This window comes from Arthrobacter sp. T2-23 (genome assembly GCF_055398325.1).
Genome location: NZ_AP027917.1, coordinates 642,276 through 664,032 on the forward strand (window position 1 = coordinate 642,276; position 21,757 = coordinate 664,032).

The following is a 21,757-nucleotide window of genomic DNA, read 5'->3' on the forward strand; positions in this document are numbered from 1 at the left end:
CTATGGTGCCATCCCCCGCAAGCGCCGGTCAGAACGCCCGGTACATGGTCCGCTGCGGGCCGGCTTCACCGCCCAGATACTGCCCGCGGTCCTCGAAGCCTGCCTTCCGGTAGGCGGCCTGCCCCGCAGGATTCTCTTCGTTCACGGACAGGACGACGCCGGCCTGGCCGCCGCCGAGGGCTGCCGTCAGTTTCTCCGCCGCCCGGACGGCGGCCTCCGCTGCCAGCGCACCCAGGCCGTTGCCCTGCTGCCGGCGGTCGATCACGAAGCCGCGCAGCAGCCAGACTGACATGTCGTCAGCCCAGCCGGCCAGGGTCGCCGCTCCGGTCTGCAAGGTCAGGACACCGACGGCGGATCCGCCGACGTCGATGACAAAGGGGTGCCGGGCGTCCTCTTCAAGGCCCATCAGCATCATCCGCAGCGGGTCCCCGACAAACCTGCGTTGACCCTCGCCAAGCTCAACGTCGGCGACCTCGCCCAGCTTGACGGCGCGTGCGTCGTCGTCGAGATCTTTCAGCGGCAGCAGCCAAACGTGTTCAGACATGACAGAAGCGTATCCAAAGCGGGGCCGCGCCGCGGTGACGCGGTGCCCGGCGTTGGCCCGACAGCTCCGCCCGAGCGCTACAGCGCGGCGTCCTTGGGCGGCCCGGCCGGGTCCATCCAGAACACCTCCCAGAGGTGGCCGTCCGGGTCCTGGAAGCTGTGGGTGTACATAAACCCGTAGTCCTGGGCTTCCTCCGATGGCGTTCCGCCGGAGGTCAGAGCGGTCCTGACCAGCGCGTCCACGGCCTCCCGGCTCTCCAGCGAGAAGGACATGATCGCCTCGCTGCTGCTGCGGGCGTCGGCAACAGCCTTGGACGTAAACGTCTTGAAGTAGCTCTCCACGAGCAGCATCACGTAGGCGTCGTCGTTGACGATCATGCAGCTTGCATTCTCATCGGTGAAGTCGGGGTTGAAGGAAAACCCCAGCGCGGTGAAGAACTCCACCGTCTTCGCGAGGTCTTTCACGGGCAGGTTCACAAACAGTTGCCTGGTCATGCGCCCCAAGGTAGCACCGCGGCCCGTGGCGCGTCAGCAGCAGGCCGCTGCCGTGCCGCTACTGGCCGTAGAAGACGCGCTCGAAGACGGCGCGGGCCCGCCGGCTGAGCCGCAGGTAATCCTCCTCGAGTGCGGCGGCGTTTCCCGGGCTGTAGCCGCACCAGCGTGCCACCGCCTCGAGGTCGCGCCGCGACGAAGGCAACAGGTCCGAGGCGCGGCCGGTCCAGATGACGTTGGCCGAGCGGATCCGGCTCGCGAGCCGCCAGGCCCGCAGTAGCAGGACTACTTCCCCGGCCTCCAGCAGCTCTAGGCTGGCGGCCGCCTCAAGGGCCTCTACGGTGGAGGTGGTCCGCAGCTCCGGGTGCCGGCCGGCGTGCCGCAGCTGCAGCAGCTGGGCGAGCCATTCGACGTCGCTCAGGCCGCCGCGGCCCAGCTTCAGGTGCCGCGCCGGATCCGCGCCGCGGGGCAGCCTCTCGGCCTCGATGCGCGCCTTGACCCGCCGCACCTCGCGGACATCCTGGTCGGCAATGGTCTCCGGATGCCGTATCGGATCGATCAGCGCGACGAAGTCCGCGGCGAGGTCGTCGTCGCCGGCCATCGGCCTGGCCCGCAGGAGAGCCTGGGCCTCCCAGATGAGGGACCAGCGGCGGTAATACTCGGCGAAGGACTCCAGCGACCGCACCATCGGCCCGCTTTTGCCTTCCGGGCGCAGGTCCGCGTCGACCATCAGCACGCGCTCGGCCAGGATGGCGGGCTTGAGGGGCTGGGTCAGCAAGCTGGAGAGCTTGTTGACGATCAGGGCCGCCTGCTCCTGCGCCTCGTTCTCCGGGACTCCCGGCAGGCCGCGGTGCACGTACATCACGTCGGCGTCGGAGCCGTAGCCGATCTCCCGTCCGCCCTGGCGCCCCATCGCCACCACCAGCAACCGCGTCTTGAGCGGGCCTCCGGCCGCGACAACCGTCTCGGCCACCCGGAGCGCGCCGAGTACCGCGGCGCGGTCGGTGTCGGCCAGGGCGGCACCTACCTGGTCCTGGTCCAGCAGCCCGGCGCTGTCGGCGATGGCAATCCTGAGGATTTCGCGGCGCCGGATCAGCCGGATCAGGCGCATGGCGCTTTCCGGGTCCGCGTGCCGGGACATCTTGGAGGTGATCTCCAGCCACTGCGCCTCGTAGCTGAGCGGGACCAGGTCCTTGTCCGAGCCGAGCCAGGCCACCGACTCAGGCGAGACCTCCAGCAGATCGGAGATCAGCCGCGAGTTGGCGAGCACGTGGCAGAGCCGCTCGGCCGCCGCCGTCGAATCCCGCAGCAGCCCCAAGTACCAGTGCGTCGTGCCAAGCGCCTCGCTGACGCGGCGGAAAGCCAGCAGCCCGCCGTCGGGGTCCACCCCTTCGGCGAGCCAGCCGAGCAGGATGGGCAGCAGCTGCCGCTGCAGCGCAGCACGGCGGCTGACCCCGCCGGTAAGCGCCTCGATGTGCCGCATGGCGCCAGGCGGGTCGAGGTAGCCGAGCGCGGCGAGTCGGCCCTGCGCGGCCTCGGGGGTCAGCCGGGCTTCCTCACTGCTGAGCGCGGCGGCGGTGTTGAGCAGCGGGCGGTAGAAGATGCGTTCGTGAAGTTCCCGGACGGAGCGCTTGGTCTTCCGCCACGCCGCGAGCAGCGCGTCCGGGTGCGGGCGTTCGTTGGAGAACGGGCCCAGCACGGCCTTCGCGAGGGAGCGCAGCGAGGCTTCCTTGACCGGCATCAGGTGGGTGCGGCGCAGCTGGAAGAGCTGGATCCGGTGTTCGAGCAGCCGCAGGTAGCGGTAGTCGCGGTCGAATTCCTTGGCGTCGGAGCGCCCGATGTAGCCTCCGGCGGAGAGCGCGGCAATGGCCGAGGTGGTGTCCCGGCAGCGCAGCGTCTCGTCAGATTTGCCGTGCACCAGCTGGAGCAGCTGGACGGTGAATTCGACGTCGCGCAGGCCGCCGCGGCCCAGTTTGATCTGCCGCTGCTCCTCCTCGGCTGGGATGTGTTCCGTGACGCGCCGCCGCATGGACCGGACGGACTCGACGAACCCCTCCCGGCCGGCGGAGGACCAGATCAGCGGTGCGACGGCGGCCTCGTAGCGGGCTCCGAGGGCGGCGTCCCCGGCGATGGTCCGGGCCTTGAGCAGCGCTTGGAACTCCCAGCTTTCGGCCCAGCGCGCGTAGTAACTTTCGTGCGAGGCGAGGGTGCGCACCAGCGGCCCGGATTTGCCCTCCGGCCGGAGGTTGGCGTCGACCTCCCAGAGCCCGGGCTCCCGGCTGGTGGACATGATGGCCCGCGAAATCCCCGAGGCCAGGGCAGTGCCGATGGTGTTCGCCCGCGAGTCTTCCAGCGCGCCGGCGTCGATCACGTAGATGACGTCGACGTCGGAAATGTAGTTGAGTTCGCGGGCGCCGCACTTGCCCATCCCGATCACGGCCAGGCCGACGTCGGCCACGTCCCCGGCGCCGAACTGCGCTGCCGCCTCGGCCCGGGACACGGCCAGGGCGGCCTCGATCGCGGCACCGGCCAGGTCCGCGAGCTCGGCCCCGACCGCGGGCAGGTAGTCCAGCGGGTCGGCGGCGCAAAGATCCTTGACCGCCAGCTCCACGAGTCCGCGCCGGTAGGCCGTGCGGAGGGCGGCATACCCTTCCTGGCCGGCCAGGCCCGCGACCGGACGGGCAGCCTTGGGATCGGCGCGGACCGACTGCAGGAGTCTGGCGCGCAGCGCGGCGGCGTCTGCGGCGGCAGGTTCGGGGCTGGCCGGGGCGTGGAAGGCATCCAGGTGTTCGGGGTGCCGGATGAGGAACTCGCCCAGGGCCTCCGACGCGCCGAGCACGCGGTACAGCGGTTCGCTGCGGTCCGGCTCGGCTGCGGCGAGGCGCCGCAGGTCCGGGTGCTTCTCGATCAGCCGGACCAGCGACTGCAGGGCGGTGTCAGGGTTGGCGGCCAGTTGCAGCCCGGCGAACAAAACGTCCTGGTCCAGGCCGTCCAGTTCGGGGGCGGCCAGGAACCGCTCGCCCTTCTCGAGGTCGTTGAAACCTGCGGCGATGAGGCGCCGTGCCAGGCTCACCGCGGCCGCCTAAAGGATGGCCAGGTTGCGCTGCAGCTCGTAGGGCGTCACCTGCAGGCGGTAGTCCTGCCACTCGGCGCGCTTGTTGCGCAGGAAGTGCTCGAAGACCTGCTCGCCGAGGATCTGCGGCATCAGCTCGGAATCCTCCATGGTCCGGATCGCGTCGTGCAGGCTGGCTGGCAGCGGGTCGTGGCCCATGGCGCGGCGCTCGGCCGAGCTCAGCGACCAGATGTCATCCTCGGCGGCGGCGGGCAGCTGGTAGCCCTCTTCGATGCCCTTGAGGCCGGCGCCGAGCAGCACGGCGTAGGCGAGGTAGGGGTTGGCGGCGGAGTCGATGCCGCGGTATTCGATCCGCGCGGACTGGCCCTTGCCGGGCTTGTACAGCGGGACACGGACCAGGGCGGAGCGGTTGTTGTGGCCCCAGCTCAGGTAGCTCGGGGCTTCTCCCCCGCCCCAGAGCCGCTTGTAGGAGTTCACGAACTGGTTGGTGACGGCGGTGAACTCGGGGGCGTGCTTGAGGATTCCGGCGATGAACTGGCGGGCGGTCTCGGAGAGCTGGAACTCCGCGCCGGCCTCATAGAAGGCGTTCGTGTCGCCCTCGAACAACGAGAAGTGCGTGTGCATGCCGGAGCCCGGGTGCGCGGTGAACGGCTTGGGCATAAAGGTGGCGTAGGTTCCCTGCTGCAGCGCGACCTCCTTGATCACGGTGCGGAAGGTCATGATGTTGTCCGCGGTCTGCAGGGCGTCCGCGTAGCGCAGGTCGATCTCGTTCTGGCCGGGGCCGGCCTCGTGGTGGCTGAACTCCACCGAGATGCCCACGGACTCCAGCATGGTCACGGCGGTCCGGCGGAAGTCCTGGGCAACACCGCCGGGGACGTGGTCGAAGTAGCCGCCCTCGTCCACCGGGACCGGCGCACCGTCCGGGCCGGGCTGCTGTGACTTGAGCAGGTAGAACTCGATTTCGGGGTGGGTGTAGCAGGTGAAGCCCATGTCCGCAGCCTTGGCCAGGTTGCGCTTGAGCACGTTGCGCGGGTCCGCGGCGGAGGGCTCGCCGTCGGGCGTCAGGATGTCGCAGAACATCCGCGAGGTCGCTTCCGTCTCGCCGCGCCACGGCAGGATCTGGAAGGTGGAGGGGTCCGGCTGGGCCAGCATGTCGGATTCGAAGACGCGGGCCAGGCCCTCGATCGAGGAACCGTCGAAGCCCAGGCCCTCCTCGAAGGCGCCTTCCACTTCGGCCGGGGCGAGCGCCACTGACTTCAGGGATCCCACGACGTCGGTAAACCAGAGGCGCACGAAGCGCACATCACGCTCTTCGATCGTCCGCAGGACAAACTCTTGCTGGCGGTCCATGGTGCCTCTTTCCGGGTCTACGTCCGTGCCCCGGACCCGTACCGACTACTCGTCTTGGTTGGCGCCCGCAGCTGCTCACGCATCACTCTACTAAGCATTCCCGGCGATTGCTGGCGTAGCGCACCCCCGTAACACACCGTTAACACATTGGCCTCCGGAGCTGCGTCACGGCGCCGCCCCGGCCACGCCCGGACGCAGCATTTGTGACGGCTTTCACCGCTCCGCCGCAGCCGCCCGGTAGCTAGGACCCCGGGTATCGCACTACGCTCGTGGCATGGCCCCCAGCAACAGCCCCGAATCCAGCATGTCCGCCGAACTCGCCGCGCCCTACGGCAACGGCCCCGCGTCAGGCGCCCCGGCCCAGGTTCCCGCGGCCCAGGTTCCGGCGCCCGACAGCGCCACCAGAGACAGTGCCGCCAAAGACGCCGCCAAGCCCGTCGCCCGGATCCGTACGCACCACCTGCGCCAGGCAAAGCTCGACGGCGAACACTTCGCGATGCTGACGGCGTATGACCAGTACACCGCCGAGATTTTCGACGAAGCCGGCATCGAGGTGCTGCTGGTGGGAGATTCGGCCTCCAACAATGTCTTCGGCAATGAAACTTCCCTGCCGGTCACGGTGGATGAGCTGATCCCGTTGTGCCGGGCCGTGACGCGCTCCGCCCGGCGTGCCCTGGTAGTGGCGGACCTGCCCTTCGGCAGTTACGAGGTGTCCGCCCAGCAGGCGGTAGCCACGGGCGTGCGCTTCCTGAAGGAAGGACTCGCGCACGCGGTCAAGATCGAGGGCGGCAAGTTCTACGCCGAGACCGTCCGGGCCATGGTCCGGGCCGGCATTCCGGTGATGGCCCACATTGGCTTCACCCCGCAAAGCGAGCACGCCCTCGGCGGCTACCGGGTCCAGGGCCGCGGCGACGACGCCCAGCGGCTGATCGACGACGCCGTCGCCCTCGCCGACGCCGGTGCGTTCTGCGTGCTGATGGAAATGGTTCCGGCGCCGACGGCGGCCGCCGTTGACGCCGCCGTCGAGGTCCCCACGATCGGCATCGGGGCCGGCAACGCGACCACCGGCCAGGTGCTGGTGTGGCAGGACATGGCCGGGCTGCGCGGCGGCAAGATGGCCAAGTTCGTTAAGCAGTACGCAGATCTGCGGACCACGCTCAGCGACGCTGCCAGAGCCTACGGCGACGATGTCCGCTCGGGACAGTTCCCCGGCCCGGAGCACTCGTTCTAGAGCCGAGTCCCCCGCGCCGGCAGACCGCCCTCGGCCTTAACCGTTGGCAGTCGTGGCGCTGTCTTCGGTCTTGATCGCGGAGACCTCGAACTCCAGGGTGATCTTGTCTGACACCAGTACACCGCCGGAATCCAGGGCAGTGTTCCACTTGAGCCCGAAGTCCTGGCGGTCGATGCGGCGCGAACCCTCGAAGCCCGCGCGCAGGTTGCCCATGGGGTCCCGTTCGACGCCGATGAAGTCGATCGGGATCGAGATCTCCTTGGTGACGCCGCGGATCGTGACGTCGCCGCTGACGATGAAGTGTCCCTCGTCCACCTGGTCCACCCGGCTGCTCACAAACGTGATTTCCGGAAACTGCGGGGCGTCAAAGAAATCGTTGGTCCGCAGGTGCTGGTCCCGGTCGGCGTTGCGGGTGTCGATGCTCGCGACCTTGACCGTCAGTTCAACCTTGGATCGTTCCGGGTTCTCCGGGTCGACGGTGATCAGGCCGTCGAAGTCATTGAAGGCTCCGCGCACCTTCGTGACCATTGCGTGCCGGGTGGAAAAGCCGATGCGCGTATGGGTGGGGTCGAATCGCCATTGTCCTGCGTATTCGGGCCTGAGTTCGGCCATGGTATGCCTCCTTGCGGGACCGGCCACGCCGGCACCCGGATGTGGGTAGAGATGGTTGCGAACGGAAGTCCGGCTGGAGGGCCGCTGTCTCAGTCGTCTTCGCCCTTGTCCCAGGCCTCGTTGCGGGCCTTGACCTTTTCGAGGGCATGCTCAGCTTCCTCGCGGGTCTTGTACGGGCCGATCAACTGGCTCCAGTCGGACATGGCGTCTTCTTCGATTTCGTGGGTGTTGACGTTATACCAGTATTCGGTCATCGGGGCTCCTCCCGCGCTGGCCCGGTTCGGGCTGTGTTTTCCTGCTGTTTCTCGATATTTTCCGGCTGTTTTCCGCCATTTTCCGCCTGCGGCCGCGGGCTTATAGAATCAATCTATGCCTTCCCTGACCTCGACTGCACCCATCGGCACCCTTGTCCCGGGAACAGTCAGCCCCCAGCTCGCCGTGCCGGCGTCCATTCCGCGCCCCGAGTACGTCGGCAAGCCGGCTCCGGCCAAGTTCACGGGATCCGAGGTCAAGTCCGCGGAGACCATCGAGAAGATCCGGATCGCCTCGCGGATTGCGGCCCAGGCGATCGTTGAGGTCGGCAAGCACATTGCGCCCGGCGTCACCACAGACCAGCTGGACCGGGTGGGGCACGAGTTCCTGCTCGACCACAAGGCGTATCCCTCCACCCTCGGCTACCGGGGTTTCCCCAAGTCCCTCTGCTCCTCGCTCAACGAGGTGATCTGCCACGGCATCCCGGACAACACGGTGGTCCAGGACGGCGACATTCTCAACATCGACATCACGGCGTTCATCGGCGGCGTGCACGGCGACACCAACTACACCTTCCTCGTCGGCGACGTCGACGAGGAATCCCGGCTGCTGGTCGAGCGCACGGAGGAGTCGCTGCGCCGCGCCATCCGGGCGGTGGCTCCCGGCCGCGAAATCAACGTGATCGGCCGGACCATCGAGTCCTACGCCAAGCGCTTCGGCTACGGCGTCGTCCGGGATTTCACCGGGCACGGCGTCGGCGAGGCCTTCCACACCGGGCTGATCATCCCCCACTACGACGCGGCCCCCGCCTACAACACCGTCATGGAAGCCGGTATGGTCTTCACGATCGAACCCATGCTCACGCTGGGCACGGTCGAGTGGGACATGTGGGCCGACGACTGGACCGTCGTGACCCGCGACCACAAGCGGACCGCGCAGTTCGAGCACACCCTGCTGGTCACGGAGTCCGGCGCCGAGGTCCTCACCCTCCCCTGATCCCGCAGCACCCGAAGACCCACCCCGCCCCTGCCACGAACGGAAGCCCATTGGCCAAGAAGGACGAGAAATCGAAGAAGAACGCCCCGCTGATCGGCATTGACATCGGTGGCACTGGCATTAAGGGCGGGATCGTCGACCTGAGGAAGGGCAAGCTGATGGGCGACCGGCTCCGCGTGCCCACCCCCAAGCCCTCCACCCCGGAAGCCGTGGCCGAGGTCGTGGCCGAGGTCGTCGCCGAGCTGTCAAAGCGGCCCGACGCCCCGGCAGCGGACTCCCCCGTGGGCGTGACCTTCCCGGGAATCATCCAGCACGGCGTGGTCCACTCCGCGGCGAACGTTGACCACGCCTGGCTGAACCTGGACATCGACGCGCTGCTGACCGCCCGCCTCGGCCGGCCTGTGGAGGTCATCAACGACGCCGACGCCGCAGGCCTGGCCGAGGCACGCTACGGTGCGGGCGCAGGCGTCGCGGGCACCGTCCTGGTGATCACCCTCGGCACCGGTATCGGCTCGGCTTTCATTTTCAACGGCAAGCTCGTTCCCAACGCCGAACTGGGGCACCTGGAAATCGACGGCTTCGACGCGGAAAGCAAAGCCTCCGCCGTCGCCCGTGAGCGCGACGGACTGAGCTGGACTGAATACAGCGTGCTACTGCAGCGCTACTTCTCCCACGTCGAGTTCCTCTTCTCCCCAGAACTCTTCATCGTCGGCGGCGGCATCTCCAAGCGTGCCGACGAATACCTCCCGCATATGTCGCTGCGCACGCCGATCGTCCCGGCAGAGCTGAAGAACGACGCCGGCATCGTGGGTGCGGCGATTGAGGTCGCCCTCACGCACAAGCTGGCCAAGTAGCCACGACCCGGAGTTGGAGCCGGTGGTGGCCGCGGCTTCCCCTCCGCTGCCACCACCGGAACTTAGCTGAGCCTAGAGTGGGCTCTTTTGCGAGTTCTTGCCTTCCATCCCCTTGGACTCGGCCTCATGGCGGAGCAGGGCGATGGCGGACTCGAAGTCTTCCAGCGATTCAAAGGCCTGGTAGACACTCGCGAAGCGCAGGTAGGCCACCTCATCGAGGCGCTGCAGGGGGTTCAGGATCGCAAGGCCAACCTCATGGGCATCGATTTCGGCAGCGCCGGAGGCCCGGATTGTCTCTTCGACCTCCTGGGCCAGCATGGCGAGGTCGTCTTCGGTGACGGGGCGGCCCTGGCAGGCCTTCCGCACCCCGTTGATGACCTTGCTGCGGCTGAACGGCTCGCCCACGCCGGAGCGCTTGATAACGGTCAGGCTGGTGGTTTCCACGGTGGTGAAACGCCGCCCGCATTCGGGGCATTGGCGGCGGCGGCGGATCGCTGATCCGTCGTCGGCGATGCGGCTGTCGACGACACGCGAGTCAGGGTTGCGACAGAACGGGCAATACACGTCGGTTCCTCCCCTGTCGCAAGCCTGGCCGCCCTGAGGGGGCGCCGTAGCACCGTGGCGGCGCTTCCGGAATCAGTTTACGACTAGATGTTGCTGAATAACAAGCCTGTAATTACTACATGTTGTGGTTGCGCGCGTTCCCGGGCGGCCTAGTTGCCGGTCGCGAATCGGGCGGTGACCGCCTCGCCGTGGGCCGGCAGGTCTTCGGCGCCGGAGAGGCTGACGATGTGCCCGCTGACTTCCTCCAGGGCGCTTCTGCTGTAATTGATCACCTGGATGGCGCGCAGGAAGGTGGTGACGTTCAGCCCGGAGGAGAACGCTGCCGTTCCGCTGGTGGGCAGTACGTGGTTGGACCCGGCGCAGTAGTCGCCCAGGCTGACCGGGCTGTAGTCCCCCACGAAGATGGCGCCCGCGTTGCGGATCCGGCCGGCCACTGCGGCGGCGTCCGCGGTCATGATTTCGAGGTGTTCTGCGGCGTACGCGTCGCAGGCCGCGATTCCCTGCGCCAGGTCCTCGACGAGGACGACGCCGGACTGCGGACCGGAAAGCGCCTGCCGGACTCGGGCACTGTGCTTGGTCGCCGCCGCCTGGGCGTCGAGTTCGCTGCGGACGGCAGCGGCGAGCTCCTCCGAGTCCGTGATCAGCACGGAGGCGGCCTGCGGGTCGTGCTCGGCCTGGCTGATGAGGTCGGCGGCGACCAGTGCGGGCCGGGCCGTCGCGTCGGCCAGGATGGCAATTTCGGTGGTGCCCGCCTCCGAGTCGATCCCCACCACGCCCTTGACCAGCCGCTTGGCGGTGGCAACGAAGATGTTGCCCGGCCCGGTGACGACGTCGACCGGATCAATGCCCGCTTCGGCGCCGCTGCCGCCGGGGATGCCGTAGGCGAAGGCGGCGATGGCCTGGGCACCGCCGATCGCGTAGACCTCTTCGATGCCCAGCAGGCATGCGGCGGCGAGGATCGTGGGGTGCGGCAGGCCGCCGAAGTCCTTCTGCGGCGGCGAGGCCAGGGCGATGGACGCGACGCCGGCGGCCAGCGCCGGGACGACGTTCATAATGACCGAGGACGGGTAGACCGCCAGGCCGCCCGGGACGTAGAGCCCGACGCGGGCCACCGGGACCCAGTTCTGGCTGACCACGGCGCCCTCGCCGAGTTCGACGTCGGTGTTGGCCGGCCGCTGCGCGTCGGCGAAACGCCGTGCCCGGCGGATCGACTCCTCGAGGGCGGCGCGTACGGACGGCTCCAGCCCGGCCAGGGCGGCCGTGAGCGCCTCAACGGGAACGCGCGGGTGGTCCTGTTCGACGCCGTCGAAGTTCAGGGCCAGTTCGCGCAGGGCCTCGAAGCCGCGTGCGCGGACGGCCGAAATGATGTCCAGGACCTTTTGCTCGGCGTCGGCCACGGTACCGTGCTGCGCACGCGGGACGGCGGACCGGAGCCCCGCGAGGGACAACTGCTGGCCGCGGACGTCCACGGTGCGGAAAGTCACGGTGGGGTCAGTGGCGGTGGATGCGGGGCTGTCAGCAGTTGAGGTCACCCGACCATTTTACGCGCCGGCGTGTCCGGTCCCTGACCGGGTTACGCCGGCCGTCGTGCCGCCGTCGAATCAGGCCTCCGGTCCAGGTCCCGGCCCGGAGTGGGGCTCGGGCCCGTTCTCGGAGTGACCGAATACCGTGGCGAAGAAAATCGCCAGGGCGATGGCAGCAGGCCAGATTAGGAGCAGGGCGTAGGCCCGCAGCGAGAAGGCAATACTGGCGCTGGCCGAGGTGTCCTCCGCCGCGCCCCACCAGTTGCCGGCGAGCACGCCGGTGCCCCAGGCCAGGAGTGCACCTGCGAGTCCCGCCGCGACGGCCAGGACCACCGTCGCGGTGCCCAGCCGGGCGGGGCGGTTGCCGGCGAGGAACACGCCGGAAAGGCAGCCGGCCAGCAGGAAGAGCCCGGCCAACACCAGGTCCCGCGGCAGCCAGGTCTCGGGGTTGCTCCCGTCGGCCAGGGCGGGGTCGCGGGTGATGAGGTTGAGGCCGGTCGGCGCCAGGAGCCACCAGAGCAGGCCCACGGGAAGTCCCGCCGCCGCGATCGCAACCAGCCCCTTCCACGGCAGTCCGTTCCACTGAACTCCCTGCCAGGGCAGCCCCCGCCAGGGGACGGCGCGGCGGGGCGGGACGGCGGTGTCGGGCCCGGTGGCGCCGTCGTGGTGGTCAGCGGGCAGGTGCACCGCGGGTTGTGTCATGCAACAAATCTTAACAAGGGATCCGTCGGGGCCGGGCATTACGCTGCCGCACGCCACGTGACGCCCGGAGGGCGGGATGGCGGGGTGCGAATACCGTGGGCCTTGCGCGGCGGAATACGCTGGCAGGAAGCACTCGTTACAAACGCAGGGAGATGAACCACAGTGGCCTCAGCCGAAGAAGCCTTCGAGGGAACGTTTAAGGAGATGTTCCGCCGGCACGCGGCCGGCGTCGCGATCATCACGGCCAACTACAACGGCGTCCCTTACGGTTTCACCGCCACCTCGGTGGCGTCGCTCTCGGCCAAGCCGCCGCGCTTCACCTTCAACATGGCCCGCACGTCCAGCTCCTGGCCCGCCGTGGCCAACTCCGCCTACATCGGGGTGCACATGCTCGGCCTGGAGAACCAGGAGCTCGCCGAGCGCTTCGCCCGTGCCCGCAATCGGTTCGAGGGCGATCACTGGGAGCTTGGCCCGCACGAGGTGCCGATCCTCAAGGACGTATCCGGCTGGCTGATTGGCAAGATCCAGATGCGGCTCTCCTTCGAGAACAACGCCGTCGTGGTCGTCGAGGTGGTCGACGGCGCGATCGGCGGCGACGGCGCTCCCTTGCTCTATCACGGTGGCAGCTACAGCCAGCCCGTTCCGCTCGACTACGAGATCTAGGCGCGGGCCGCCCGTTTAGACGGTTCCCTGCCGGCCGGGTGTTTGCCGACGTCGGGTGGGCACGGAACCGTCGAGGCGGCAGGCGGCCGCGGCGGTGAAGCGGCTAGCTGTCCAGGCAGGTCGGGCCGAGCAGCACCTTCAGGTCGCCGAACAGGGACGGGCTGGGGTTGACGCGCAGATGCACGGGCAACCCCATCACCTCCACGCGGGAGTCACCGTGCAGATGCAGCCGGACCTCGGACTTGCCGCGGTGGGTCCTCAGCACCTCGCCGAGTTCGCTCACCACGGCCTCGGTCGCCTTATGCGTCGGCATGGTGATCACCAGCGGCCCGTCGAGGCCCTCGCTGAGGTCCGGAACCGAGAGTTCCATGCAGTTCAGGGCCACGGCACCGTCGTCGCGGCGCTGCAGCCTGCCCTTGACGACGACGATCAGGTCCTCGGCCAGCACGGAGGCGATCGGGCCGTAGACCTGGCCGAAGAACATCACTTCCACCGAACCGCCGAGGTCTTCGATCTCGGCGCGGGCGTAGGCGTTGCCGCTGGCCTTCGCGATCCGCCGGCTCAATGAGGTGATCATGCCCGCGATGGTGATGATGGCGCCGTCGTGCGGTCCGTCCTCGGCGATGATCGAGGTGATCGACTGGTCTGCGTGCTGGCTCAGCAATCCCTCAAGGCCCTGCAGCGGGTGGTCCGAGACGTAGAGCCCCAGCATGTCGCGCTCGAAAGAGAGTTTGTCCTTCTTTTCCCACTCGGGCAGTTCGGGGATCTCGATGCTGAGCGAGGACTCCGATTCGGTGTCCTCGATGCCGGCGAACAGGTCGAACTGGCCGATCGCCTCGTTGCGCTTGAGCGTGATGACCGAATCGATGGCTTCTTCATGGATCATGGCCAGGGCCCGGCGGTGGTGGCCAAGCGAGTCGAAGGCGCCGGCCTTGATCAGCGATTCGATGGTGCGCTTGTTGCAGACGACTGCGGGCACCTTCATCAGGTAGTCCTTGAAGGAGGTGTAGGCTCCTTCGCGTTCGCGCGCGGCCACCATCGCCTCGACGGCGTTGGCGCCGACGTTGCGGATGGCGCCCATGCCGAAGCGGATGTCGTTGCCCACCGGGGTGAAATTGAGCGCCGATTCGTTGACGTCCGGCGGCAGCACGGTGATGCCCATGCGCCGGCACTCGTTCAGGTAGATCGCCGACTTGTCCTTGTCATCGCCGACGGAGGTGAGCAGGGCCGCCATGTACTCCGGCGCGTAGTGCGCCTTCAGGTAGGCAGTCCAGTAGGAGATCACGCCGTACGCCGCCGAGTGCGCCTTGTTGAAGGCGTAGTCGGAGAACGGCAGCAAGATGTCCCAGAGAGTCTTGACGGCGGCCATCGAGTAGCCGTTGTCCTGCATGCCCTGGGAGAAGCCGGCAAACTGTTTGTCCAGTTCGGATTTCTTCTTCTTACCCATGGCGCGGCGCAGGATGTCGGCCTGGCCAAGGGTGTACCCGGCGAGTTTCTGCGCCACGGCCATGACCTGCTCCTGGTACACGATCAGGCCGTACGTGCCGCCGAGGATTTCCGCGAGGGGCTCCTCGAGCTCGGGGTGGATCGGGATGACTTCCTGGATCTTGTTCTTGCGCAGCGCGTAGTCGGTGTGCGCGTTGGCGCCCATGGGTCCCGGTCGGTACAGCGCCAGGACGGCGGAGATGTCTTCGAAGTTGTCAGGCTTCATCAGCTTCAACAGCGAACGCATCGGGCCGCCATCGAGCTGGAACACGCCGAGTGTGTCACCGCGGGCCAGCAGCTCATAGGAGGCCGCGTCGTCCAGGGCCAGCGATTCGAGGTCCAGCTCCACCCCGCGGTTCATCTTGATGTTTTCCAGGGCGTCGGAAATGATCGTCAGGTTCCGCAGGCCGAGGAAGTCCATCTTGATCAGGCCCAGGCCCTCGGAGGTCGGGTAGTCGAACTGCGTAATGACCTGGCCGTCCTGGAAACGGCGCATGATCGGGATGACGTCGATGATCGGGTCCGAGGACATGATGACGCCGGCGGCGTGGACGCCCCACTGCCGCTTCAGGCCTTCGATGCCCAGGGCGGTCTCGAAGACTTTCGCGGCTTCCGGGTCCGTGGCGATCAGCTGCCGGAAGTCCCCGGCCTCGCCGTAGCGCTTGGCCTCGGGGTTCTGGATGTCGGCCAGCGGAATGTCCTTGGCCATCACGGCCGGCGGGAGTGCCTTGGTCAGCTGCTCGCCCATGCTGAAGGGGTACCCCAGCACCCTCGAGGAGTCCTTGAGGGCCTGCTTGGTCTTGATGGTGCCGTACGTGACGATCATCGCCACACGCTCGTCGCCGTATTTGCGCGTCACGTAGTCGATGACCTCGGAGCGTCGCCGGTCATCGAAGTCGACGTCGAAGTCAGGCATGGAGACGCGGTCCGGGTTGAGGAAGCGCTCGAAAATCAGGCCGTGGTGCAGCGGGTCGAGGTCGGTGATGCGCATGGCATAGGCCACCATGGAGCCGGCACCGGAGCCACGGCCGGGGCCCACCCGGATGCCGTTGTTCTTGGCCCAGTTGATGAAGTCGGCCACCACCAGGAAGTATCCCGGGAAGCCCATCGAGGTGATGACTTCAAGCTCGTAGTCGGCCTGGGTGCGGACCTTGTCCGGGATGCCCTGCGGGTACCTGTAGTGCAGCCCCTTGTCCACTTCCTTGACCAGCCAGGACGTTTCGTCTTCCCCTTCCGGACAGGGGAACCGCGGCATGTAGTTGGCGCCGGTGTTGAAGGAGACTTCGCAGCGTTCGGCGATCAGGAGCGTGTTGTCGCAGGCGTCCGGGTGGTCTCGGAACAGTTCCCGCATTTCCTGCGGCGACTTCAGGTAGTAGCCGCTGCCGGAGAAGGCGAACCGCGAGCCGCCGTTGTCGTAGGTGGGCTCCAGCAGGGTGGAGCCGGACTGGATGGCCAGCAGCGCCTCGTGCGCCTTGGCATCGTGTTCGTGCGTGTAGTGCAGGTCATTGGTGGCCACCAACGGAAGGTTCAGTTCCTTGGCCAGCCGCAGCAGGTCGCCGGTTACGCGACGCTCAATGTCCAGGCCGTGGTCCATCAGTTCGCAGAAGTAGTTCTCGGCGCCAAAGATGTCGCGGAACTCGGCGGCGGCCTCAACGGCTTCCCGGTACTGGCCCAGCCGGAGCCTCGTCTGGACCTCACCTGAGGGGCAGCCGGTGGTGGCAATCAGACCCTCGGAGTAGGTGTTCAGCAGTTCCCGGTCCAGCCGGGGCCACTTGCCGAAGACCGAGTCCAGCGACGCGATCGAGGAGGCGCGGAACAGGTTCCGCATGCCCACGTTGTTGTAGCTGAGCAGCGTCATGTGCGTATAGGCGCCGCCACCGGAGATGTCGTCCTTGCGCTGGCTCTCGTCGCCCCAGCGCACCCGGGTCTTGTCGGTCCTCGCGGTTCCCGGCGAGACATAGGCCTCGACGCCGATGATCGGCTTGATGCCCTTGTCCGTGGCGCGCTTCCAGAAGTCGAACGCCCCGAAGAGGTAGCCGTGGTCCGTGGTGGCCAGGGCGGGCATGCCCAGCCGCTCGGTCTCATCGAAGAGTTCCCCGAGCCGCGCCGCACCATCCAACATGGAGTACTCGGTGTGGTTGTGGAGGTGGACGAACGAGTTGTTGCTGGAAGTCACCGAATCATTCTAGTGCCGGGCACGGACACTTCCGCGCCCGGCACGCGGCCGTTCAGGCCTGGCCGGACTCCAGCACCTCGAGGGCGTACTTGAGGTCCTGCGGGTACTCGCTGGTCACGGTGACCCGCTCCCCCGTCCTCGGGTGGTCGAAGGAGAGCTGCCGGGCGTGCAGCCACTGTCGGGTGAGCCCGAGGGTGGCAGCGAGCCGGGGATCGGCTCCGTAGGTCAGGTCGCCGGCGCAGGGGTGGCGCAGCGCGGCGAAATGCACCCGGATCTGGTGGGTGCGGCCGGTTTCCAGATGCACCTCCACCAGCGAGGCCTTGCCGAAGGCTTCCAGGACCTCGTAGTGGGTCACCGAGTCGCGGCCGTCCTCGATCACGGCAAAGCGCCAGTCGTGGCCTGGGTGGCGGCCGATCGGCGCGTCGATGGTCCCGGCCAGCGGGTCCGGCAGACCCTGCACGACCGCGTGGTACACCTTGTCTACGGTGCGTTCCTTGAAGGCCCGCTTGAGCGCCGTGTAGGCGTTCTCGGTCTTGGCCACCACCATGACGCCGGAGGTACCGACGTCGAGCCGGTGCACGATCCCGGCGCGTTCCGGGGAACCCGAGGTGGAAATCCGGTAGCCGGCGCCGGCGAGGCCGCCCACCACCGTCGGGCCCACCCAGCCGGGCGACGGGTGCGCCGCGACGCCGACGGGTTTGTCGACGACGACGAATTCGTCGTCATCGAGCAGGATTTTCAGGCCTTCCACAACTTCCTCCACGACTTCCAGGGGGTCCCGGCGCGCCGGGACGACGACGTCGAGCTGGCCGCCGGCGCTGAGCTTCAGGGATTTGCCCACGGCCTTTCCGTGGCTGCTGACATTGCCCTCGGCAATCAGGGTGGCCGCCTGTGAGCGGGAAATGTCCATCAGTTTCGCCAGCCCGGCATCCACCCGGGTGCCGGCAAGCTCCTCGGGGACGGTAAAGTGCCGGGGCGACGTTACCGGTCCGGTCTCAGACATTGTTTTCCCACCCGTTTTCTTCAAGCACTACCGGCCGGGCGGCCGACTTGTCCTGGCGCGGATTCAGGCGTGAGCCGTCCAAGGCGATGCCGCGCAGGGTCAGCAGGCAGATCAGGACCACGGAGGACACCACGGCCGAGTCCGCGATGTTGAAGATCGCGAAGTTGGGCAGTTGGATGAAGTCCACCACATGGCCCATCGCGAACGAGGGCTCGCGGAACAGCCGGTCGGTCAGGTTGCCGAGCGCGCCGCCCAGCAGCAGCCCGAGCGCCAGCGCCCACCAGGCGGAGCCGAGCTTGCGCAGTTGCAGCAGGATGGCGACGGACACTGCCGCCATGATGATGGTGAACACCCAGGTGACGTTCTCGCCGATCGAGAACGCGGCGCCCGAGTTGCGGATGTAATACCAGTGCAACAGGGGCGGCAGCACCGGGATCCGCTCGCCCTCGGTCATCGTTCCGGTGACCCAGAGTTTGGTCAGCTGGTCGAACACGTAAGCAAACACCGCGAATCCGGCGAACAGGGACAGCAGCAGCGCACGCCGCGGCCTGCGGGCCCGGGGCTCTGCGGCGGCGGACTGTTCGGCGTCGGCGGGCTGGGCGGCGTCTGGGGTTGGTGCTTCAGTCATAGTGCTTTCGTTCCGGTGCCGAAGGGGCAGTTAATGCCAAAAGCCGGTGGCCGAGGAGTCCTCAGCCACCGGCTTTCAGAATACTTGCTAAACGTCCTAGTTGGCTTCGACCTCAGGGGCCGCCACCGAACCACGGGCGTCCAGGTCACGCAGCTGGCCTTCGATGTAGGCCTTCAGGCGGGACCGGTAGTCACGCTCGAAGCCGCGCAGCTGCTCAACCTTGCGTTCCAGGACGGAGCGCTGCTGCTCGAGGGCGCCCAGGATCTTGCGGGACTTCTCCTGCGCGTCGTTCACCAGGCTGCTGGCCTCGATCTGGGCCTCAGCGATGATCTTGTCGCGCTGCTGCTCGCCATCGGCGATGTGCTTGTCGTGCATCTGCTGCGCCATGGCCAGCAGGCCGGCGGCGGACTCGGCGGACGCGGTGGCGGCGGCGGGGGCCGGTGCGGCGACCGGGGCAGGAGCCTTCTCGGCTTCCTTCTTCTTGGCGGCTTCGGCGGCCTTGGCCTCGGCTTCTGCCTTGGCACGGTCTTCCTTCTCGGCCTTGACGGGTGCCGGCACCTTTTCGACGACGGGAGCAGCCGCAGCGGAGCTGGCGGCCGTGCCGGAACCGGCTTCGGCGAGCTTCTTGCGCAGCTCGTCGTTTTCCTGGTTCAGGCGTCGCAGTTCGACGACGATCTCGTCCAGGAAGTCATCAACTTCGTCCTGGTCGTAGCCTTCGCGGAACTTGGTCGGCTGAAAGCGCTTGTTGACAACGTCTTCTGGCGTCAAAGCCATCTGGTCACCTCGTTGGTCTAGTTAGTCAGGAGGCCTTCCGGCCGTCAAAACTACGGTACCTAAATATGGTCTGGTTCCTCTAATTCAACACCGCAGTGTCAAACCGGAGTTTTTTATCTTTTCGGCAGGCGGAGCTGGTCCGCCGCCGGGGTTACGTGGCGAGCGGCTGCGCGTACGTGAAGTACCTGGCAACGCCCATGGCCACCGAAACGGCCAGGAAGAGCACCAGGAACGCCAGGTCCAGCGAGATTCCGCCGAGCCGCAACGGCGGGAGGATCCGGCCGAGAAGCTTCAGGGGCCTGTCCGTGACGGAGTAGACGGCATGGGCGGTGACGAGGGCCACGCCGCGCGGACGCCAGCTGCGGGCGAACATCTGCACCCAGTCGAAGATCAGGCGGATGATGAGCGCGACGAAAAAGAGCAGCAGTGCGATATAGACGAGTCCGAAAACAATTCCCATGAGTTAGCTCATATCTCCATGATCATTCCGGATACCGCAGTAGCCCGACAGTGGTTGCTCATCCATTCCAGCACGTCCATTCCAGCACGGAAAGTCGGGCACGGATGCCAGGCAGGTCTCCCTTGCCCGGCATCCGTGCCCGAATCCTGGACTAGCTTTGGTTGAAGAAGCTGGCCTGCGTCTCGCTGATCTTCTTGTCGTCGCCGATCACTTCGACGTACGACGGCGAGAGCAGGAAAACCTTGTTGGTCACCCGTTCGATGCTGCCGCGCAGGCCGAAGACAAGGCCGGCCGAGAAGTCCACGAGCCGCTTCGCGTCCGCTTCGCCCATGTCGGTGACGTTCATGATGACGGGGATGCCATCACGGAAGCTTTCGCCGATCAGCTTGGCGTCGTTGTAGGACCGCGGGTGGATCGTCGTGATCTGCCGGAGGCCGGTGGTTTCGTCGCGGCTCGCGGCCGCTCGCTTGATGGGTGTCACGGGTGCGCGGTATTCCTCTTCAGCGGCGTAGGGCTCTTCCCGGGTGGCCTCGCGGACAGGGGCCGGTGCGCGGCGCTCCTCGCGGTCGTGCTCCATGGAATCGTCCTCATCCTTGTGCGGGGTGTGATGCTCGGACTCGTAGTGTTCGTCGCCATCGGCGAGCCCAAGATAGATCATTGTCTTGCGCAGAGCGCCAGCCATGGTCGACTCCTAATCGTGTCCGTAGGCGGGCCGCTTTGTGACTTGACTGTGTTGGAGTCACTGTCTTGTAAACACTGCATTGGAATCCCCGCCATTACCTTCCAATACGTCGAACCTACCGCAGTGCCGGGCGCGGACCGAGAATATCGGAACCAATTCGTAGGTGTGTCGCCCCGCAACGGATTGCCGCCTCGAGGTCCTGGCTCATCCCGGCCGAGATGGCGGTGGCCTGCGGATAGTCGCTGCGGAGCCGGGCGGAGATGGCCGCGAGTTTTTCAAATGCCGCCTCCGGGTCTGCCCCGAGGGGTGCCACGGCCATCACCCCGGCCAGGCGGAGGCCCGGGGAGGCTGAGAGCACCTCGGCCAGGCCCGGGACGTCCGCGGGCAAGGTGCCGCCGCGGTGGCCGTCGGAGTCCTCGTCCAGGCTGACCTGGATGAAGCACTCAAGGTCCGCCCGGCCCGTGCGTTCCTGCTCTGCGCGCACCGCTTTGGCAAGGGCAGCGGCCAGCTGGGGGCGGTCCACGGAGTGCACGGCGTGGGCATAGCGCACCACGGATTTGGCCTTGTTGCTTTGCAACTGGCCGATGAAGTGCCAGCGCAGCCGCAGTTCCGCCAGCCGGGCGGCCTTGTCCGCCGCCTCCTGGTCCCGGTTCTCGCCGACGTCGGTGATCCCCAGGGCGGCCAGCCGCGCGACATCCTCGGCAGGGTGGAACTTGGTGACCACGATCAGCTGCGGCGGCTCGGCCTGGCGTCCGGCGTCGGCCACCGCGGCGTCGATCCGCTGCCGGACGCCCGCGAGCCGTTCACCCAGTTCGGCGAGGCGCGGGTCGTGGCTGCCGGACGCCGTCGCTGGCGCCGTCACGCGCGTGCCCCCGCTCCGGCAGTCCAGACAAGGCCAGCGAACCGGCCAGTGTGGCGGTCGCGGCGGTACGAGAACAGTTCCGCGTCTTCGCGGGTGCAGCCGCCGGAATATTCGACGGCGACACCCGCGGCCTCCAGCTGGCTGCGGACCCCTGCTGGCAGGTCCAGCCCCGGCGTGCCGTGGGACGTGGTGCACCAGGCCGCCGGAACGAGCGCAGCGACCTCCGCGCGCATGTCCTCCGGAACCTCGTAGCACTTCCCGCAGATGGACGGGCCGATCCAGGCGCTGACGCTGGTGGCTCCGAGCGCATGCATCCGTGCCACGGCGGCCGGGACCACCCCGGCAGCCAGGCCGGGCCGGCCGGCATGGACAACCCCCAGCACAGGCCCTGACGGGCCGCCCGCGTCACCCTCCCCCACCAGCACGATCGGCACGCAGTCGGCCACCATGACTGCCAGCGGCTCCCCTATGGACACCATCGCGTCTGCAGTGGGGGCCAAGGCCGGCGGCGCGCCGGCGGGGGCGGGACCGGCGAAGACGGCCACTTCGTTGCCGTGGACCTGGTTCATAAACCGGAAGCGCCGCGGGCCCAGCCCGGCTGCCTCTTCGAGGGCTGCCCGGCGCGCGCGCACCGCAGCCGGATCATCGCCGACATGGAGCGCCAGGTTGCCTGCCGCAACGTTTGTGAACGCCGCCCAGACGCCGGGCCGCACTTCGGCTCGCCACGAGAACACTCAGCCCACCGCCACGTCAGGAAACTGCACCATTGAAAAGTTCATACCAAACACCGTAACCCGCGAACGCACCATGGCACCGCCCGAGGGCGGTGCCA

Annotated in this window: 21 protein-coding genes; 4 read left to right on the top strand and 17 right to left on the bottom strand. The window is 67.6% G+C overall.

The genetic code is table 11. The features are described 5' to 3' along the window. Nucleotides 1–28 precede the first annotated feature (28 nt). The 4 genes from ACZ5Z0_RS02975 to glnA all read right to left on the bottom strand — a co-directional run bounded on the left by ACZ5Z0_RS02975 (nt 29) and on the right by glnA (nt 5,458). Complete coding sequence (locus ACZ5Z0_RS02975; RefSeq protein WP_464109825.1) at nt 29–544, bottom strand: GNAT family N-acetyltransferase; 516 nt, start codon at nt 542–544, stop codon at nt 29–31. A gap of 77 nt (nt 545–621) precedes the next feature. After that, on the bottom strand, nt 622–1,038 hold the full coding sequence (locus ACZ5Z0_RS02980; RefSeq protein WP_464109826.1) for a VOC family protein: 417 nt from the start codon (nt 1,036–1,038) through the stop codon (nt 622–624). Nucleotides 1,039–1,096: 58 nt separating this feature from the next. Then, nucleotides 1,097–4,108: a bifunctional [glutamine synthetase] adenylyltransferase/[glutamine synthetase]-adenylyl-L-tyrosine phosphorylase gene (locus ACZ5Z0_RS02985; protein WP_464109827.1), complete on the bottom strand. Its 3,012-nt coding sequence runs from the start codon at nt 4,106–4,108 to the stop codon at nt 1,097–1,099. Between the two features lie 9 nt (nt 4,109–4,117). After that, complete coding sequence (gene glnA / locus ACZ5Z0_RS02990; RefSeq protein WP_138769615.1) at nt 4,118–5,458, bottom strand: type I glutamate--ammonia ligase; 1,341 nt, start codon at nt 5,456–5,458, stop codon at nt 4,118–4,120. Between the two features lie 274 nt (nt 5,459–5,732). On the opposite strand from glnA, the gene panB reads away from it, so the two are divergent. Beyond that, on the top strand, nt 5,733–6,689 hold the full coding sequence (panB, locus tag ACZ5Z0_RS02995) for a 3-methyl-2-oxobutanoate hydroxymethyltransferase (protein WP_464109828.1): 957 nt from the start codon (nt 5,733–5,735) through the stop codon (nt 6,687–6,689). Nucleotides 6,690–6,725: 36 nt separating this feature from the next. On the opposite strand, the gene ACZ5Z0_RS03000 is transcribed toward panB, so the two are convergent. Together ACZ5Z0_RS03000 and ACZ5Z0_RS03005 are read right to left on the bottom strand one after the other, a co-directional pair. After that, entirely contained in the window at nt 6,726–7,301 is a 576-nt protein-coding gene (locus ACZ5Z0_RS03000; RefSeq protein ID WP_464109829.1) for a YceI family protein, read from the bottom strand. 89 nt (nt 7,302–7,390) lie between these two features. After that, nucleotides 7,391–7,555 (bottom strand): SPOR domain-containing protein, encoded by a 165-nt coding sequence (locus tag ACZ5Z0_RS03005; protein WP_138769618.1) that lies wholly within the window; start codon nt 7,553–7,555, stop codon nt 7,391–7,393. Nucleotides 7,556–7,670: 115 nt separating this feature from the next. Between ACZ5Z0_RS03005 and map the strand changes: the two genes are divergently transcribed. Both map and ppgK read left to right on the top strand, forming a co-directional pair. Further along, nucleotides 7,671–8,549 carry a type I methionyl aminopeptidase gene (gene map / locus ACZ5Z0_RS03010; RefSeq protein WP_464109830.1) on the top strand — a complete coding sequence of 293 codons (879 nt, stop codon included), beginning with the start codon at nt 7,671–7,673 and terminating at the stop codon, nt 8,547–8,549. Nucleotides 8,550–8,599: 50 nt separating this feature from the next. Continuing rightward, nucleotides 8,600–9,403 (top strand): polyphosphate--glucose phosphotransferase, encoded by an 804-nt coding sequence (gene ppgK, locus ACZ5Z0_RS03015; RefSeq protein ID WP_464109831.1) that lies wholly within the window; start codon nt 8,600–8,602, stop codon nt 9,401–9,403. A 72-nt stretch (nt 9,404–9,475) separates the two neighbouring features. Here the strand turns inward: ppgK and nrdR are convergent, their stop codons facing one another. From nrdR to ACZ5Z0_RS03030, 3 genes are all read right to left on the bottom strand, one after another. Next, complete coding sequence (nrdR, locus tag ACZ5Z0_RS03020) at nt 9,476–9,967, bottom strand: transcriptional regulator NrdR (protein WP_464109832.1); 492 nt, start codon at nt 9,965–9,967, stop codon at nt 9,476–9,478. Between the two features lie 149 nt (nt 9,968–10,116). Next, nucleotides 10,117–11,499: a histidinol dehydrogenase gene (hisD, locus tag ACZ5Z0_RS03025; protein WP_464109833.1), complete on the bottom strand. Its 1,383-nt coding sequence runs from the start codon at nt 11,497–11,499 to the stop codon at nt 10,117–10,119. 69 nt (nt 11,500–11,568) lie between these two features. After that, on the bottom strand, nt 11,569–12,192 hold the full coding sequence (locus ACZ5Z0_RS03030; RefSeq protein WP_464109834.1) for a hypothetical protein: 624 nt from the start codon (nt 12,190–12,192) through the stop codon (nt 11,569–11,571). Between the two features lie 204 nt (nt 12,193–12,396). On the opposite strand from ACZ5Z0_RS03030, the gene ACZ5Z0_RS03035 reads away from it, so the two are divergent. Beyond that, a complete protein-coding gene (locus ACZ5Z0_RS03035) occupies nt 12,397–12,855 on the top strand; it encodes a flavin reductase family protein (RefSeq protein WP_464110695.1) in 459 nt (152 codons plus the stop codon). A 103-nt stretch (nt 12,856–12,958) separates the two neighbouring features. Here ACZ5Z0_RS03035 and dnaE read toward each other — a convergent pair whose 3' ends face one another. The 8 genes from dnaE to ACZ5Z0_RS03075 form a co-directional block, all read right to left on the bottom strand. Further along, complete coding sequence (gene dnaE, locus ACZ5Z0_RS03040; protein ID WP_464109835.1) at nt 12,959–16,516, bottom strand: DNA polymerase III subunit alpha; 3,558 nt, start codon at nt 16,514–16,516, stop codon at nt 12,959–12,961. 52 nt (nt 16,517–16,568) lie between these two features. After that, nucleotides 16,569–17,519: an RluA family pseudouridine synthase gene (locus ACZ5Z0_RS03045; protein ID WP_464109836.1), complete on the bottom strand. Its 951-nt coding sequence runs from the start codon at nt 17,517–17,519 to the stop codon at nt 16,569–16,571. Then, nucleotides 17,512–18,147: a signal peptidase II gene (lspA, locus tag ACZ5Z0_RS03050; protein WP_464109837.1), complete on the bottom strand. Its 636-nt coding sequence runs from the start codon at nt 18,145–18,147 to the stop codon at nt 17,512–17,514. The genes ACZ5Z0_RS03045 and lspA overlap by 8 nt, the downstream gene beginning before the upstream one ends. A 96-nt stretch (nt 18,148–18,243) precedes the next feature. Continuing rightward, nucleotides 18,244–18,921 (bottom strand): DivIVA domain-containing protein, encoded by a 678-nt coding sequence (locus ACZ5Z0_RS03055; protein WP_464109838.1) that lies wholly within the window; start codon nt 18,919–18,921, stop codon nt 18,244–18,246. A gap of 151 nt (nt 18,922–19,072) precedes the next feature. Beyond that, complete coding sequence (locus tag ACZ5Z0_RS03060) at nt 19,073–19,381, bottom strand: YggT family protein (protein ID WP_138769629.1); 309 nt, start codon at nt 19,379–19,381, stop codon at nt 19,073–19,075. A gap of 151 nt (nt 19,382–19,532) precedes the next feature. Next, the gene (locus ACZ5Z0_RS03065; RefSeq protein ID WP_146337846.1) at nt 19,533–20,063 is read right to left on the bottom strand and encodes a cell division protein SepF; all 531 of its coding nucleotides are present in this window, start codon (nt 20,061–20,063) and stop codon (nt 19,533–19,535) included. A gap of 115 nt (nt 20,064–20,178) precedes the next feature. Then, nucleotides 20,179–20,925 carry a YggS family pyridoxal phosphate-dependent enzyme gene (locus ACZ5Z0_RS03070; RefSeq protein ID WP_464109839.1) on the bottom strand — a complete coding sequence of 249 codons (747 nt, stop codon included), beginning with the start codon at nt 20,923–20,925 and terminating at the stop codon, nt 20,179–20,181. Further along, nucleotides 20,922–21,659 carry a purine nucleoside phosphorylase YfiH/LACC1 family protein gene (locus tag ACZ5Z0_RS03075; RefSeq protein WP_464109840.1) on the bottom strand — a complete coding sequence of 246 codons (738 nt, stop codon included), beginning with the start codon at nt 21,657–21,659 and terminating at the stop codon, nt 20,922–20,924. Before ACZ5Z0_RS03075 ends, ACZ5Z0_RS03070 begins: the two co-directional genes overlap by 4 nt. Nucleotides 21,660–21,757: the final 98 nt, after the last annotated feature.

Excerpts from the sequence above, each read along its gene's own strand:
- ACZ5Z0_RS02975 (WP_464109825.1), bottom strand. The coding sequence starts at position 544 with ATGTCTGAACACGTTTGGCTGCTGCCGCTGAAAGATCTCGACGACGAC.
- ACZ5Z0_RS02980 (WP_464109826.1), bottom strand. The coding sequence starts at position 1,038 with ATGACCAGGCAACTGTTTGTGAACCTGCCCGTGAAAGACCTCGCGAAG.
- glnA (WP_138769615.1), bottom strand. The coding sequence starts at position 5,458 with ATGGACCGCCAGCAAGAGTTTGTCCTGCGGACGATCGAAGAGCGTGAT.
- panB (WP_464109828.1), top strand. The coding sequence starts at position 5,733 with ATGGCCCCCAGCAACAGCCCCGAATCCAGCATGTCCGCCGAACTCGCC.
- ACZ5Z0_RS03000 (WP_464109829.1), bottom strand. The coding sequence starts at position 7,301 with ATGGCCGAACTCAGGCCCGAATACGCAGGACAATGGCGATTCGACCCC.
- ACZ5Z0_RS03005 (WP_138769618.1), bottom strand. The coding sequence starts at position 7,555 with ATGACCGAATACTGGTATAACGTCAACACCCACGAAATCGAAGAAGAC.
- map (WP_464109830.1), top strand. The coding sequence starts at position 7,671 with ATGCCTTCCCTGACCTCGACTGCACCCATCGGCACCCTTGTCCCGGGA.
- ACZ5Z0_RS03030 (WP_464109834.1), bottom strand. The coding sequence starts at position 12,192 with ATGACACAACCCGCGGTGCACCTGCCCGCTGACCACCACGACGGCGCC.
- ACZ5Z0_RS03035 (WP_464110695.1), top strand. The coding sequence starts at position 12,397 with ATGTTCCGCCGGCACGCGGCCGGCGTCGCGATCATCACGGCCAACTAC.
- ACZ5Z0_RS03045 (WP_464109836.1), bottom strand. The coding sequence starts at position 17,519 with ATGTCTGAGACCGGACCGGTAACGTCGCCCCGGCACTTTACCGTCCCC.
- lspA (WP_464109837.1), bottom strand. The coding sequence starts at position 18,147 with ATGACTGAAGCACCAACCCCAGACGCCGCCCAGCCCGCCGACGCCGAA.
- ACZ5Z0_RS03055 (WP_464109838.1), bottom strand. The coding sequence starts at position 18,921 with ATGGCTTTGACGCCAGAAGACGTTGTCAACAAGCGCTTTCAGCCGACC.
- ACZ5Z0_RS03060 (WP_138769629.1), bottom strand. The coding sequence starts at position 19,381 with ATGGGAATTGTTTTCGGACTCGTCTATATCGCACTGCTGCTCTTTTTC.
- ACZ5Z0_RS03065 (WP_146337846.1), bottom strand. The coding sequence starts at position 20,063 with ATGGCTGGCGCTCTGCGCAAGACAATGATCTATCTTGGGCTCGCCGAT.